The sequence below is a fragment of the Roseateles sp. P2_H4 genome, from assembly GCF_056403315.1.
In genome coordinates this window covers 1-14,389 of the sequence record NZ_JBFUFR010000013.1, presented here as the reverse complement: position 1 = coordinate 14,389, position 14,389 = coordinate 1, and the positions used below count along the sequence as shown (strand labels likewise).

Here is a 14,389-nt window from a genome sequence, read left to right as displayed (position 1 = left end):
TTCCCGATGTAGTCAAACTACACAACGGGTCGGAGCTGTCCGATACTTCATCCAGCGCTGCCCTTCGAGTAGCATTCTTGCCCCCGTCGCTGGGGGTCGGCACTGATGAACACCCCAACCCGCCTTCCCGTTCAACGCAAGCCCAGCCCCAAGGCCTCCACCGCGATGAAGAAGCCGTCCGCCCTCTCTGCCGAAGACAAGGCGCTGCGCGCCGCCTTCGAGACCGCCTACGAGCGTGAGCTGTCCCAATCCAGCCATGGCGCCACGCCCCAGGCGGCCCTGCATGCCGCAGCCATCGCCTGCCGTGAGACGCTGGCGCGCCGCTGGGCCAAGACGCAAGCCGACGATGCCCAGCGCGGCGACAAGGCGCCCGTGCGCCGTGTGCACTATCTGTCGATGGAATTCCTGATGGGCCGCGCGCTGTCCAATGCGCTCGCCGCCCTGAAGCTGACCGAGCCTCTGGAAGCCAAGCTGGCCGAACAGGGCGTGGCCCTGGGTGACGTGCTGGAGCGCGAGCCCGATGCGGCGCTGGGCAATGGCGGCCTGGGTCGCCTGGCGGCCTGCTTCCTGGACAGCTTCGCCGAGCTGGAGCTGCCGTCCTTCGGCTACGGCCTGCGCTACCGTTATGGCACCTTTGCCCAGGTCATCAGCCAGGGCCGCCAGCTGGAGCAGCCCGACGACTGGACGCGCGATTCGCCCGCCTGGGAGCTGCCGCGCCATGACGTGCGCTTCCATGTCGGCTTCGGTGGCCGCGTCGAGGCCGACGCCTCCGGCGTGCGCCGCTGGATGCCGGCCGACAGCATCGAGGCCCAGGCCTTCGACTTCGTCGTGCCCGCCCACCACAGCGACCGCGTCTCGACGCTGCGCCAGTGGCAGGCCACGGCCGCGCCCATCGCCTTCAAGCCCTTCTGCGAGGGCGACTACGCACGCGCCGCCCGCCACCAGGTGCTGGCCGATGCGTTGAACTGGGTGCTCTACCCCGACGACAGCACCGAGCAGGGCCGCGAGCTGCGCCTGAAGCAGGAAGCCTTCCTCGTCAGCGCCTCGCTGCAGGATCTGATCGCCCGCCATCTGCGCGAGTTCGGCTCCTTGCACAACCTCGGCAAGACCAACGCCATCCATCTCAACGACACGCATCCGGCGCTGGCGCCTGCCGAGCTGATGCGACTGCTGCTGGACGAGCATGGCCTGGGCTGGGACGAGGCCTGGAAGATCACGCGCCAGGCGGTGGCCTACACCAACCACACGCTGATGCCCGAGGCGCTGGAGACCTGGCCCGTGCGCATGTTCGAGAACCTGCTGCCGCGTCATCTCGAGATCATTTACGAGATCAACCATCGCTTCCTTGAAGAAGTGCAGGCGCGCTTTCCCGGCGATCACGCCTTCGCCGCGGGCGTGTCCCTCATCGATGAAGGCAGCCACGGCAGCGAGCGCCGCGTGCGCATGGCGGCCCTGGCGCTGGTCGCGTCGCACCGCGTCAACGGCGTGGCCGCGCTGCACTCCGAGCTGATGGTGCAGACCATCTTTGCCGACTACGCCCGCATCTGGCCCGAGCGCTTCCACAACGTCACCAATGGCGTCACGCCGCGGCGCTGGCTGCAGCAGGCCAACCCGGCCCTGTCCGCGCTGCTGGACAGCCGCATCGGCGAAGGCTGGCGCAAGAACCTGGCCGAGCTGGGTGAGCTCAAGGCCCTGGCTGCCGACCGCGAACTCGGCGAGGAGTTCCTCGTCGTCAAGCGCGCCAACAAGGAGAGCCTGGCCGCCGTCATCCGCCGTGAGCTGGGCATCTCGGTCAATGTCGACAGCCTGTTCGACATCCAGATCAAGCGCATCCACGAGTACAAGCGCCAGCTGCTCAACCTGCTGCACGTCATCAGCCGCTACCAGGCCATTCGCGACAACCCCGACGCCAACTGGGTGCCGCGCACCGTCATCATTGCCGGCAAGGCCGCTTCGGCCTACCAGATGGCCAAGAGCATCGTGCGCCTGGCGCACGACGTCGCCCGCGTCATCAACAGCGACCCGCGCGTGGGCGACAAGCTCAAGCTCGTCTTCCTGCCCAACTACAGCGTCACGCTGGCCGAAAGCATCATCCCGGCGGCCGACCTGTCCGAGCAGATCTCGACGGCCGGCACCGAGGCCTCGGGCACCGGCAACATGAAGTTCGGCATGAACGGCGCGGTCACCATCGGCACCTGGGACGGCGCCAACATCGAGATGGCCGAGGCCATGGGCGTGGAAAACATGTTCGTGTTCGGCCTGCGCGCCGATGCCGTCGCCAAGATCAAGCAGCTGGGCTACGACCCGCGCCTGTATGTCGAAGAGAATCGCCAGCTCAAGCGCGTCATCGATGCCATCGCGGCGGGCGTCTTCAGTAACGGCGATACCGAGCGCTACCGCGGCCTCGTGGACAGCCTGTTGCACCGCGACGTCTACCTGCTGATGGCCGATTTCGCCGATTACGTCGCCACCCAGGCCAAGGTCGATGCGCTGTTTGCCGACCGTGCCGCCTGGGCTGAACGCGCCTTGCGCAATATCGCCGGCATGGGCCCGTTCTCGTCCGATCGCACGATCAACGAGTACGTGGACCGTGTCTGGTCCGTGAAGAGTTTGAACAGCTGACGATGCTCACTGACGCCGACGTTGATTCCCTGCTGGCGGGCCGCCATGCCGATCCCTTCGGCCGGCTCGGCCTGCACGCGGATGACAACGGCCGGCTGTGGGTGCGCGTGCTGCTGCCTGGCGCTGACGAAGTCGCGCTGCTGGATGCCGGCAGCAAGAAGCACATCGTCGACCTCGAGCAGCGCCGCGGCGGCTTCTTCGAGGCCCAGGTGCCGCGGCGCAAACATCGCTTCGACTACCGGCTGGCCGTGCGCTGGACCGGCGGCGGGGAGGGCGTCTATGCCGACCCCTACAACTTCTACCCCCAGCTCGGCGACGAGGAGCTGAAGGCCTTCGCCGAGGGGCGCAACTTCCGGCCCTGGCTGAGCCTGGGCGCGCACGTCGTGCAGTATGGCGACGTCGGCGGCGTGCGCTTCGCCGTCTGGGCGCCGAACGCGCGGCGCGTCAGCGTCGTCGGCAACTTCAACAACTGGGACGGGCGACGCCACCCCATGCGGCTGCGCCACCAGGCCGGCGTGTGGGAGATCTTCGTGCCCCACGCCATCGAAGGCGATCTCTACAAGTTCGAGATCGTCAACGGCAATGGCGCGCTGCTGCCGCTGAAGGCCGACCCCTATGCTCGCCGCGCCCAACTGCGGCCCGAGACGGCCAGCATCGTCGCGGCCCTGCCTGAACCCACGCCGCTGCCGCGCCAGCGCGAGCGCGCGAACCGGCGCGAGTCGGCCATCAGCGTCTACGAGGTGCATGCCGCTTCCTGGCGCCGCGGCGTGTCCGGAGAGTTCCCGACCTGGGACGAACTCGCCGAGCAGCTGCCCGCCTATGTGGCCGACATGGGCTTCACGCATGTGCAGCTGATGCCCATCACCGAGCATCCCTTCGACGGCTCCTGGGGCTACCAGACGCTGGGCATGTACGCGCCCAGCGCCCGCTTCGGCCCGCCCGAAGGCTTCGCGCGCTTCGTCAAGGCTTGCCATGAGCAGGGCCTGGGCCTGCTGCTGGACTGGGTGCCGGCCCACTTCCCCGCCGACGCCCACGGCCTGGCCGAGTTCGACGGCACGCGCATCTACGAATATGCGGACCCCAAGGAAGGCTTCCACCGCGACTGGAACACGCTGATCTACAACTTCGCCCGCACCGAGGTGCGCGAGTTCCTGGTCGGCAGCGCCACCTACTGGATAGAGCGCTGGGGCGTGGACGGCCTGCGCGTGGACGCCGTCGCCAGCATGCTCTACCGCGACTACTCGCGGCCGGCCGGCGAATGGATTCCCAACATCCGCGGTGGCCGCGAGAACCTCGAAGCCATCTCCATGCTGCGCGAGATGAACGAGCATGTCGGCGAGATCGAGGGTGCCATCTCGGTCGCCGAGGAGAGCACCAGCTTTCCCGGTGTCTCGGCGCCCACCTACACGGGCGGCCTGGGCTTCCACTACAAGTGGAATATGGGCTGGATGAACGACACCTTGCGCTATATGGCCGAGGACCCGATCAACCGCCGCTGGCATCACGACAAGATGACCTTCGGCCTGATCTATGCGTTCAGCGAGAACTTCATGCTGCCCATCTCGCACGACGAGGTCGTGCACGGCAAGGGCTCCATGCTGGCCAAGATGCCGGGCGACGACTGGCAGAAGTTCGCCAACCTGCGCGCCTACTACGGCTTCATGTGGGGCCACCCGGGCAAGAAGCTGCTCTTCATGGGCCAGGAATTTGCCCAGCGCCAGGAGTGGAACCACGCCGAGAGCCTGCCCTGGGGCCTGCTGGAAGACGACCGCCACGCCGGCGTGCAGCGCCTGGTGCGCGACCTCAACAAGCTCTACCGCGAGCACTCCGCCTTGCACCGGCTGGACTGCGAGCAGGGCGGCTTCGAGTGGATCAGCGCCCACGACGCCGAGCATTCCATCTATGCCTGGGCGCGCCGTGACGGCACCGGCCGCATGGTCATCGTCGTCTGCAATATGACGCCGGTGCCGCGCGAGGGTTACTCGCTGGGCGTGCCCGACGGCGTGACCGCCTGGCGCGAGGCGCTCAACACCGATTCGGCCTATTACGGCGGCAGCAATATGGGCAACGGCGTCGCCGCCGCCGGCCTGCCGGTGCAGGCGCTGCCGGCGCATGGCCGACGCCTGTCCATCACGATCAACCTGCCGCCGCTGGCCACGCTCTTCTTCGTTCCGATATGACGTGCCCCTCGCCCGGCCTCGCGTCGCTGCACGCGAGCGAGCCCAGTCGGTCCCCCGAGGGGACGGCGATGCGTGCAACTTCGAGTCGCACGCACATCGCCAGGGCGGGCCGGCTTGGGAGCGGCCCGGCGCTCGGCCCGCAATGCAGGGATAGCTGATGGCCCACCTACCCGACCTCCAACCCGGCTGGCACGAGCCGCTGGGTTCGCTTGCCCGCGATGGCGGCGTCAACTTCGCCGTCGCCAGCGACAACGCGACGCGCATCGAGCTCTGCGTCTTCGACGGCGAAGGCCAGCGCGAGCTGCGCCGCTACACGCTGGATGGCCCGCATGACGGCGTCTTCCACGGCTTCCTGCCCGGCGTCGGCCCTGGCCTGGTCTACGGCTTGCGTGCCCATGGCCCCTATGTGCCGGAGCAGGGCCACCGTTTCAATCCGCACAAGCTGCTGCTGGATCCCTGGGCCAGAGAAATCATCGGCCACTTCGGCTGGCGCGCCGAGCACCATGGCTACGAGCTGGGCCACCCGGACGGTCCGCGCTCGCTGGATGTGCGCGACAACGCGACGCAGGCGCTGAAAGGCCGCGTCGCGCCTCCGCCCGTCGCTCACGCACGCGCCCACCGGCCGCGTCGCGCTGCGGCCGACGTCGTGCTCTACGAGGTCCACGTCAAGGGCTTCTCCAAGCTGCTGCCCGGCGTGCCCGAAGACCTGCGCGGCAGCTATGCCGGCCTGGCCCACCCCGTCTCCATCGCCCACTTCAAGCGGCTGGGCATCACGACGCTGTCGCTGCTGCCGGTGCACTACTGCATCGACGAGCCACACCTCGCCGAGCGCGGCCTGCACAACTACTGGGGCTACAACACGCTGGGATTCTTCTGCCCCGACCCGCGCTGGGCGCATGCCGCCCATCGCCACGACCCGACCGCCGTGACGGCCGAGTTCCGCCAGATGGTGAGCGCCTTGCACGAAGCCGGCCTGGAGGTGGTGCTGGACGTCGTCTACAACCACACGCCCGAGGGCAACGAGTTCGGCCCGACGCTGTCTTTCCGCGGCCTGGACAACAAGACCTGGTACCGGCTGGTGGCCGACGACAGGAGCCGCAACGAGAACCTGACCGGTTGCGGCAACACGGTCAACTGCGCCCACCCGCGCGTGACCCAGTTCGTGCTGGACTCGCTGCGCTACTGGGTGGCCGAGATGGGCGTCGATGGCTTCCGCTTCGACCTCGCGCCCGTGCTGGGCCGCACGAATCACGGCTACGACGCCAATGCCGCTTTCTTCACCGCGCTGCGCCAGGACCCGGTGCTGGCCGGCGTGCACCTGATCGCCGAGCCCTGGGATGCGGCCTACGACGGCTACCAGGTCGGCCGCTTTCCGGGCCGCTTCCTGGAGTGGAACGATAAGTTCCGCGACGCCGTGCGCGGCTACTGGCTGGGCGCTGGCCCGGGCGTGGGTCGTGGCGAGCTGGCGCGGCGCTTCATGGCGTCCAGCGATGTCTTCCACCACGGCCAGCGACTCCCCACCGCCTCGGTCAATTTCGTCGCCGTGCACGACGGCTTCACGCTGGCCGACCTGACGAGCTATTCGACCAAGCACAACCACGCCAACGGCGAAGAGAACCGTGACGGCCGCGACGGCGAGCTCTGCGCGAACTTCGGCGCCGAGGGGCCGACCGAGGACGCCGCCATCAACGCCACCCGCGAGCGCGTGCGCCGCGCGCTGCTGGCCACGTTGCTGCTGGCGCAAGGCACGCCCATGCTGTGCGCGGGCGACGAGATCGGCAACGGCCAGGGCGGCAACAACAACGCCTATTGCCAGGACAACGCCATCACGTGGCTGAACTGGGACCAGGCCGAAGGCCGCACCACCGAGCTGGTCGCCGAGCTGCTGGCCCTGCGCGCCGCCGAGCCGCTGCTGCGCCACTCGCGCTGGTTTGCCAGTGGTCCTGGCGAGTGCAGCATCGCCTGGTATGCGCCCAGCGGCCACGAGATGACGCCGCATGACTGGCACGACGCCGGCCAGCGCGCCTTCGGGGCCCAGTTGCGCGAGGCCGATGCCGCCGCGCCGCGGCTGATGATCGTCTTCAACCCCGACCCGGCGCCCTTGCCCTTCCTGCTCTGCAACGGGCCCTGGCAGCTGGTGCTGGACAGCAGCGGCGAATCGGCCGCGCCCCTCGTTCTTCCCGGCCAGCCGCTCAATGTGCCGGCCCGATCTCTTCTTGTGCTGAGGCACCAATGAACCTGAACCAACGCTCCTCCGGTGTGCTGCTGCACATCACCTCGCTGCCCGGCCCGCATGGCATGGGCGACTTCGGCCCCGATGCCTACCGCTTCGTCGACTGGCTGCAGTCCGCCGGCCAGAGCGTCTGGCAGCTGCTGCCGACGACGCCCATCGGCCCCGGCGACAGCCCCTACCAGGGCGTGTCGGCCTTTGCCGGCAGCCAGTGGATGGTGGCGCTGGAGCCGCTGATCGCCAAGGGCTGGCTGGCTCAACCCCAGGTGCCGGCGTTCAACGGCGCGCTGGTCGACTACGGCTCTGTCACGCCCTGGCGCGAGCAGCAGCTGCGCGCCGCGGCCAAGGGCTTTTTCGCCAATGCGGCCGACGCCGACCGCATCGCCTTCGCCAAGTGGTGCCTGGAAGCGCAGAGCTGGCTGGACGACTACGTCCTCTTCATGGCCATCCGCTCACCGCTGAACGGCCAACCCTGGTGGGAATGGAGCGAAGGCCTCAAGAAGCGCGAGCCCGCGGCACTGGCGGCGGCTCGCAAGGAATACGCCGACGAGATCGCCTTCTGGCAGTTCGTGCAGTGGCAGTTCGACGTGCAGATCCAGGCGCTCAAGGCCTATGCCAACGAGCGCGGCGTCCACCTCATGGGCGACCTGCCCATCTTCGTGGCCCACGACAGCGCCGATTGCTGGTCGCGCCCCGACCTCTACTACCTCGACAAGGACTTCCAGACCACCGTCGTCGCCGGCGTGCCACCGGATGACCTGGGGCCGCTGGGCCAGCGTTGGGGCAACCCGCTCTACCGCTGGGACAAGATGGCCGAGGAGGACTACGCCTGGTGGACGGCACGCATCCAGCGTGCGCTGAGCCAGGCCGACGTCTTCCGCATCGACCATTTCCGTGGCTTCGCCGGCTATTACGAGATCCCCGCCAGCAGCCCCGACGCCAAGCAGGGCCAGTGGCTGACCGGCCCCGGCATGGCGCTGTTCGACGCCATCAAGAAGGCCCTGGGCCCGCTGCCCATCGTGGCCGAAGACCTGGGCTTCATCACCGACGACGTGCACGAGCTGCGCGACGGCTGCGGCTTCCCCGGCATGAAGATCCTGCAGTTCGCCTTCGGCGCCGAGGGCGATCACGAGTTCCTGCCGCATATGTGGCCCACCACGTCGGTGGCCTACACCGGCACCCATGACAACGACACCGTGCGCGGCTGGTGGGACCAGGCCAAGCCGCGTGAACGCGCGTTCGCGGGCTCCTACCTTCCCTGCAATGAACACGACGTGCACTGGGCCATGATCCGCGCCTGCGCCAACTCGGTGGCCAATATGGCCGTCTACCCGCTGCAGGACGTGCTCGGCCTGGGCAGCGCCCACCGCATGAATGTGCCCGGCGTGCTGGGCGGCAACTGGGGCTGGCGCTTCCACTGGGGCATGCTGGGCAGCGAGCCGGCGCGCGTGCTGGGCCTCATCACCGCGGCGTCCGGCCGTGGGCCTTTCGAGTTGTTGCGCCTGCCCTGAGCGTTTATTCCCCGGCCTCTCCCCGCGAATCGGGGGGCGTTTTCGCCCCCCTAGGATCATCATTTCTGCGGGGTGGATTGAATTTCTTCCGGTTACCTTGACTAGCATTGCCGGGTTTTCACGGAGCACACGCTCCCGGTCGTTTTTCAGGGGAAGTTCAATCATGCAAATCAAGACGATCGCCGCCGCAGCAGCCCTGCTGGTTTCCGGCCTCGCTTCGGCGACCACCACGCTCAACGCCGGTTCCTATTCCGTCACCTACGACGAAACCACCGCCGGATTCGGCTGGATCACGGACTGGTCGTCGGGCAGCTTCGAGTGGAGTCTGCAAGGCGCCGTGCAGGTTCAGTCCTTTGCCGGTGGTGCCGTGACGGCGACCTTCGTGCTGCCGAGCTTCACGCTCACCGCCAACCCGGGTTACACGCTGAGCGGCGCCCTGACCGGCAGCGTGGGCAATGTGACCTACTTCGAAGCCGGCCCTGCCGCCTCGACCAACATGGCTGCCGGTGCAACGCTGACCGTCGGTGCCAACCCCCCCGTCGTCATTCCCGTGGCGGCGCTGACGCAGAACCCGACGAGCGCGAACTCGGGCTGGTTTGCCGGCTCGGCCTCGGCACCGATCGGCACCGTCAACAGCTTGAGCGTCACTGGCGGCACCCTGGTGCTGACGGCGAATGCAGGTGCCGGCAGCTTTGCTGCCATCACCGGCCAGCCGCAGAACAAGCTGAAGTTCGAGTTCACGGCCCAGGCCGTGCCTGAACCCGAAACCTATGCGCTGCTGCTCGCCGGTCTGGGCGTTGTCGGCCTGCTGGCACGCCGCCGTCGCCAGTACTGATTGGCGATTGCCTCGGCAACAGACAAGGGCTCCGCAAGGAGCCCTTTTTTGTTCAGCGCGAGATTTCCAGGATCAGGGGGCTGCGCGCCGGCACGGACAGCGTGGCGCCGAGTGGGAAATCCCGGCCGCTGAGCACATCGCGGGCGCGGTCGCCGCTGGCCGCACGCTCGCTGAAGCGCGACAGCACGAGCTCGACCGGCTTGGTCCCCTTGTTCAACGCGACCATGACGGTGCGGCCACCGCCGTAGCGGAAGAACACATAGCAGCCCTCCAGCGGCGCGTACTGCATCAGGGCGCCATCGTGGACGACCGGCGCGGCCTTGCGCCAGTTGAACAAGCGGCGCGTCCAGTCCTGCATGTCGCGCTGCTCGGCGGTCAGGCCGGCGCCGGTGAAGGCGTTGACCTTGTCGCCGGGCCAGCCGCCGGGCATGTCGGCGCGCACGCGGCCGTCGTCGCGCTCCACCGGGCTTCGCATCAGCAGTTCGCTGCCGTAGAAGAGCTGCGGAATGCGGCGCGTCGTCGCGAGGTAGGCCAGCGCAATCTTGGTCAGGCCGACATCGTTCTTCAGCAGCGAGAAGATGCGCGGCGTGTCGTGGTTGCCGTCGAACAGCACGAGGTTGGCCGGGTCGGGGTAGACGAAGTCATGCGCCAGGCCCTCGTAGAGCTTGGTCAGGCCGGTGTGGGCGCCGTCGTCCTCGGTCAGCGCGGCCAGCAGATTGCCCTGCAGCGGGAAGTCCATCAGGCTGGGCGCGTACGACACATAGCCGTCATGGTTCTTCTTGCCGCGCTGCCAGTAGGACACGACGGCCGGGTGCGGGCTCCATTCCTCGCCGACGATGTTCAGGCGCGGGTACTCCTGCATGACGCGGGCCGACCAGCGGGTCAGGAAGTCGCGGTCGGAGTAGGAGTAGGTGTCGGTGCGGATGCCCGACAGGCCGTAGCGCTCAATCCACCACAGCGTCATCTGCGTCAGATAGGTGGCCAGCTCGGGGCGGCGCTGGTTGAGGTCGGGCATGCCGGGCACGAACCAACCATCGGTGAAGCGCAGGCGGTCGCTGGGCGAGGCGTAGGGGTCCTGCAGCGTCATGCGCGCGTGATGAGTCTCGGTGTAGCCCGCAGGCCACTGGTTGACCCAGTCCGGCGCCGGCAGGTCGGTCATCCACCAGTGCCCGCCACCGATGTGGTTGAGCACGATGTCCTGGATGACGCCGACGCCCAGGGCCCGAGCCTCGTTGGCGAAGGCGCCGAAGTCGTCATTGCTGCCGAAGCGCGGATCTACACGAAAGAAGTCCGTCGCCGCATAGCCGTGATAGCTGTACCTGGCGCTGTTGTTCTCGACCAGGGGCGTCGGCCAGACCTGGGTGAAGCCCAGGCCGGCGATGTAGCCCAGGTGCTGGCGCATGCCGGCCAGGTCGCCACCGTGGCGGCCGCCGGGGTCGTCGCGGTGGATGCCTTCCTTCATGTCGGCGGGCTTGCCGCTGCCGCCCTGGGCGAAGCGGTCCGGCACGACGAGATAGATGGCGTCCCTGGGGCCGAAGCCCTGGCGCTGCGCCGAGCCCGGCGCGCGGGCCAGCAGCGGGTAGCGCAGCGTCGTGCCGGCGACGTCCAGCACCAGTTCGCCCGGCTTGGCGTCGGGGCTCACGTCGAGGTCGATGAAGAGGTAGTTGGCGCTGGTGGCGCGGTGGCTGCCTTTCAGCATCACACCGGGGTAGGGCGCCAGCGTCGGCTGGGCGCCGGCAATGCCGCTGCCATGCAGCATCAGTTGCAGGGAGGTGTCGCGCATGCCGACCCACCAGTTGGGCGGTTCGACATGCTGCAGGCCGGCGGCCATCGTGTTCAGACTCATCAGCAGGGCAGTAGCTAGGGTGATCAGGGCTTTCATGGCGCTTGCAGTCGATAGACGCGCACGGACAGCGGCGGCAGCGTGGCGCCGCCGCCCTTGGGATGGAGCGCCCGGGCACGCGCCGGCAGTTCGATGGTGGCCGATGTGTCGCCGTAGTTGATGGCGACGAGGACGCGCTCCTTGCCCTGCACGCGCTGGAAGCTCCAGACGGCGCCGTCGACGCGGTCGGACTCGTAGCGGCCCGATGTCAATGCCGGCGACGCGCGGCGCAGCGCGATCAGCTCGCGGTAGAAGTTGAACAGGGAGCCCGCGTCGAGCTGCTGGCTTTCGGCGTTATGGGCGCTGCGGTTCAGGGCCAGTGGGCGGAAGGGCTGGCTGCTCGTCGTGAAGCCTCCCGCGGCTGTCCAGCTCATCGGCGAGCGCAGCGGATCGTCGCCCTTGCCGTCGATGCCGGCCTGGCCGATTTCCTCGCCGTAGTAGACGAAGGGCGTGCCGGGCAGCAGCAGATAGCTCGCGGCCGCGAGGCGGTAGCGGGCCTCGTCGCCATGCAGCTGATCCCAGACGCGCTGGCCGGTGAAGATGTCGTGGTTGTGCAGAAAGGTCGCCATCGTCGGCGACATGCTGCGGTAGTAGTCGGCGACCTTCTGCACCGCCGCAACCTCGCCCTTGGCGGCCTTGATGATTTCGTAGTTCTGGTTGAAGGCGAAGGCGCCGCCGCAGAGGTCGGGGTTGCCGTAGGCGATGGGCTCGGCTGTGGCCTCGCAGACGACGTAGCGGCCGGGGTAGCGCTTGATGAGGTCCTGGAAGTTCTTGGTCAGCACGCGGCTCTCGGGCTGGTCGTTCCAGTCCTTGGCGTTGTTCTCGATCAGGTGAGGCACCGCGTCCAGGCGGTAGCCGTCCAGGCCGCGGTTGAGCCAGAAGCGCAGCGAGTCCTCGTGGTACTGCACGACGGCGGGGTTGCGCAGGTTGAAGTCGGGCATGTGGGGCCCGAAGGTGCCGAAGAAGATGTCGGGCGAGCCGGGCGTGATGGCCGGCATGTCCTTCCATTCGCCGGTCCAGGTCCAGGGCTTGGCGGCCGCGTCGTACCAGGGATATTTGCCCCAGATGTCCCAGCCGGGGCCGGGATTCGTGTTCCAGACGAACCAGCTGCGCCAGGGGCTGTCGCGGTCGGCCACGGCCTGCTGGAAGGGCGGGAACTGCCAGGACGCGTGGTTGATGACGTAGTCCATCACGATGCCGATGCCGCGCTTGTGCGCCTCGCGGATCAGCTCGTCAAAGTCGGCCAGCGTGCCGTATTGCGGTTCGATGTCGCGGTAGTCGGTCGTCGCATAGCCGTGGTCGTGGTCGGAGCTGGCGGTGATGGGCATCAGCCACAGGCCGCTGACGCCGAGCTTCTTCAGATAGTCCAGCCGGCGCGTGAGCCCGCGCAGGTCGCCGATGCCGTCGCCGTTGCTGTCCTGGTAGCCGCGCACGAAGACTTCCATGAAGACACCGTGCTGCCAGTCGGCGGGCAGGGTGCTCGCCTGCGGCCGGGCAGGCACGGGTGTCGTGTCGATCTGTGCCGCTGCAGGCAGGGCCAGTGCAGTGGCGAGGGCGGTGCCGATGAGGGTTCTGATTTGCATGTTCAGCGAACGACGTAGACGCGCAGGCTTTGCGCGGGCATGGCGATGCGGACGGTGCCGGTGGCGTCGGCCRTGGTGTCGGCCGCGCCGAGCCTGCCCTGCAGCGCGGCGCTGGCCGGCAGGTCGGCGCTGCTGGCCTGGGCCGTGCTGCTGCCGAAGTTGATCGCAACCACGACCGTCTGGCCAGCACTGCGGCGTTGATACGTCAGCACCGTGTCGACGGCGCTGGCGTTGGTGTAGCCGCCATCGCGCAGCGCGGGCAGGGACTTGCGCAGGTCGAGCAGGGCGCGGTAGTGGTTGAGCAGGGAGTCGGGGTCGGCCTGCTGGGCGGCGACGTTGTTGCTGGCCGCGTTGGCGGCCAGGGCGCGGTAAGGCGCTGCGGTCGAGAAACCCGCATTGGCGGCCGTGGACCAGCTCATCGGCGTGCGGATGGCCGCGTCGCCGCTCAGCGAGGCGGCGCCGCGCATGCCGATCTCTTCGCCGTAGTAGATGAAGGGCGTGCCGGGCAGCAGCAGATAGGCGCTGGCCGCCAGCTTGAGCTGGGCGAGGTTGGCGCCCAGCTGGTCGGCCGCGCGCAGGCCGGCAAAGCTGTCGTGGTTGGACAGCATGGGCGCCATGCCCGGGGTGGCCGTCTTGAAGTAGTTCGCCAGGTTGGTGACCGCAGATGCCTGGCCGCGGGCCGAGCCCATCAGCGCGTTCTGCAGGTCGAAGGCGAAGGCGCCGCCGCAGGCCGCGGGCGCGCCAAAGCCCTGGGGGTCGGCCGGGCCCTCGCAGACCATGTGGCGGCGCGAGTAGCCGTTCAGCAGCACACGCATCTCGTTCATCAGCGTGTAGCTGCGCGGCTGATCTTCCCAGGCGCTGGGCCCGTTCTCGACGAGGTTGCCGACGGCGTCGAAGCGAAAGCCATCGACACCGCGGTTCAGCCAGAAGCGCAGCGCGTTCTTGTGGAAGTCGACGACCTCGGTCTTCAGCAGGTTGAAGTCGGGCATCTGGTCCCAGAAGGGTGCGTAGTAGGCACCGTTGGCCGTGCTGCGCCAGGGGTTGCCGCCGTAGATGCTCCAGCCGGTTGGGGCCGGGTTCTGCCAGACATACCAGTCGCGCCAGGGGTTGGTGGCTGAGTTGCTGGCGTTGACGAACAGCGGGTGCTGGCCGGCGCTGTGGTTCATCACGTAGTCGACGATGACGCCGATGCCGCGCGCATGGGCCTGCTTGATCAACTCGTCCAGGTCGGCCAGCTTGCCGTAGGCCGGCTCGATGTCGCGGTAGTCACTGACGGCATAGCCATGGTCGCCGTCCTGGCTCTTGGTGACGGGCATCAGCCAGATGCCGCCGACGCCGAGGTCCTTCAGATAGTCCAGGCGGCTGATCAGGCCGCGCAGGTCACCGATGCCGTCGCCGTCGCTGTCCTGGTAGCTGCGCACGAAGATCTGCATGAAGGCGCCGCGCTGCCAGCCTTCGGGCAGGGCGCTGCCGGGATCGGCCGCGGCGACGGTGCTGACGTCGGGCGCCGGCAGCGGAGCGGGCGCCGGTGCGGGCGCTGGAGCAG

The 14,389-nt window shown here is 68.3% G+C and carries 8 protein-coding genes; 5 read left to right on the top strand and 3 right to left on the bottom strand.

Annotated features, from left to right (window positions below; all coding sequences use genetic code 11):
- Positions 1–165: 165 nt before the first annotated feature.
- The 5 genes from AC1DW3_RS11610 (at position 166) to AC1DW3_RS11590 (ending at position 9,378) form a co-directional block, all read left to right on the top strand.
- Positions 166–2,622, top strand: a complete 2,457-nt coding sequence (locus tag AC1DW3_RS11610) for a glycogen/starch/alpha-glucan phosphorylase (protein WP_477931464.1) — start codon at positions 166–168, stop codon at positions 2,620–2,622.
- A 2-nt stretch (positions 2,623–2,624) separates the two neighbouring features.
- Positions 2,625–4,802, top strand: a complete 2,178-nt coding sequence (glgB, locus tag AC1DW3_RS11605) for a 1,4-alpha-glucan branching protein GlgB (RefSeq protein WP_477931463.1) — start codon at positions 2,625–2,627, stop codon at positions 4,800–4,802.
- Positions 4,803–4,959: 157 nt separating this feature from the next.
- Positions 4,960–7,038 (top strand): glycogen debranching protein GlgX, encoded by a 2,079-nt coding sequence (gene glgX, locus AC1DW3_RS11600; RefSeq protein ID WP_477931462.1) that lies wholly within the window; start codon positions 4,960–4,962, stop codon positions 7,036–7,038.
- Positions 7,035–8,543, top strand: a complete 1,509-nt coding sequence (gene malQ / locus AC1DW3_RS11595; protein WP_477931461.1) for a 4-alpha-glucanotransferase — start codon at positions 7,035–7,037, stop codon at positions 8,541–8,543. Before glgX ends, malQ begins: the two co-directional genes overlap by 4 nt.
- 163 nt (positions 8,544–8,706) lie before the next feature.
- Positions 8,707–9,378 (top strand): PEP-CTERM sorting domain-containing protein, encoded by a 672-nt coding sequence (locus AC1DW3_RS11590; RefSeq protein ID WP_477931460.1) that lies wholly within the window; start codon positions 8,707–8,709, stop codon positions 9,376–9,378.
- 52 nt (positions 9,379–9,430) lie between these two features.
- Here AC1DW3_RS11590 and AC1DW3_RS11585 read toward each other — a convergent pair whose 3' ends face one another.
- The 3 genes from AC1DW3_RS11585 to AC1DW3_RS11575 form a co-directional block, all read right to left on the bottom strand.
- Positions 9,431–11,260, bottom strand: coding sequence for a glycoside hydrolase family 13 protein (locus AC1DW3_RS11585; protein ID WP_477931459.1), 1,830 nt, complete (start codon positions 11,258–11,260; stop codon positions 9,431–9,433).
- Positions 11,257–12,843 carry an alpha-amylase family glycosyl hydrolase gene (locus tag AC1DW3_RS11580; protein WP_477931458.1) on the bottom strand — a complete coding sequence of 529 codons (1,587 nt, stop codon included), beginning with the start codon at positions 12,841–12,843 and terminating at the stop codon, positions 11,257–11,259. Before AC1DW3_RS11580 ends, AC1DW3_RS11585 begins: the two co-directional genes overlap by 4 nt.
- A 2-nt stretch (positions 12,844–12,845) precedes the next feature.
- On the bottom strand, positions 12,846–14,389 hold a 1,544-nt coding region (locus AC1DW3_RS11575; RefSeq protein WP_477931457.1), incomplete at its 5' end, for an alpha-amylase family glycosyl hydrolase.

Excerpts from the sequence above, each read along its gene's own strand:
- AC1DW3_RS11580 (WP_477931458.1), bottom strand. The coding sequence starts at position 12,843 with ATGCAAATCAGAACCCTCATCGGCACCGCCCTCGCCACTGCACTGGCC.
- AC1DW3_RS11610 (WP_477931464.1), top strand. The coding sequence starts at position 166 with ATGAAGAAGCCGTCCGCCCTCTCTGCCGAAGACAAGGCGCTGCGCGCC.
- AC1DW3_RS11585 (WP_477931459.1), bottom strand. The coding sequence starts at position 11,260 with ATGAAAGCCCTGATCACCCTAGCTACTGCCCTGCTGATGAGTCTGAAC.
- glgB (WP_477931463.1), top strand. The coding sequence starts at position 2,625 with ATGCTCACTGACGCCGACGTTGATTCCCTGCTGGCGGGCCGCCATGCC.
- glgX (WP_477931462.1), top strand. The coding sequence starts at position 4,960 with ATGGCCCACCTACCCGACCTCCAACCCGGCTGGCACGAGCCGCTGGGT.
- AC1DW3_RS11590 (WP_477931460.1), top strand. The coding sequence starts at position 8,707 with ATGCAAATCAAGACGATCGCCGCCGCAGCAGCCCTGCTGGTTTCCGGC.
- malQ (WP_477931461.1), top strand. The coding sequence starts at position 7,035 with ATGAACCTGAACCAACGCTCCTCCGGTGTGCTGCTGCACATCACCTCG.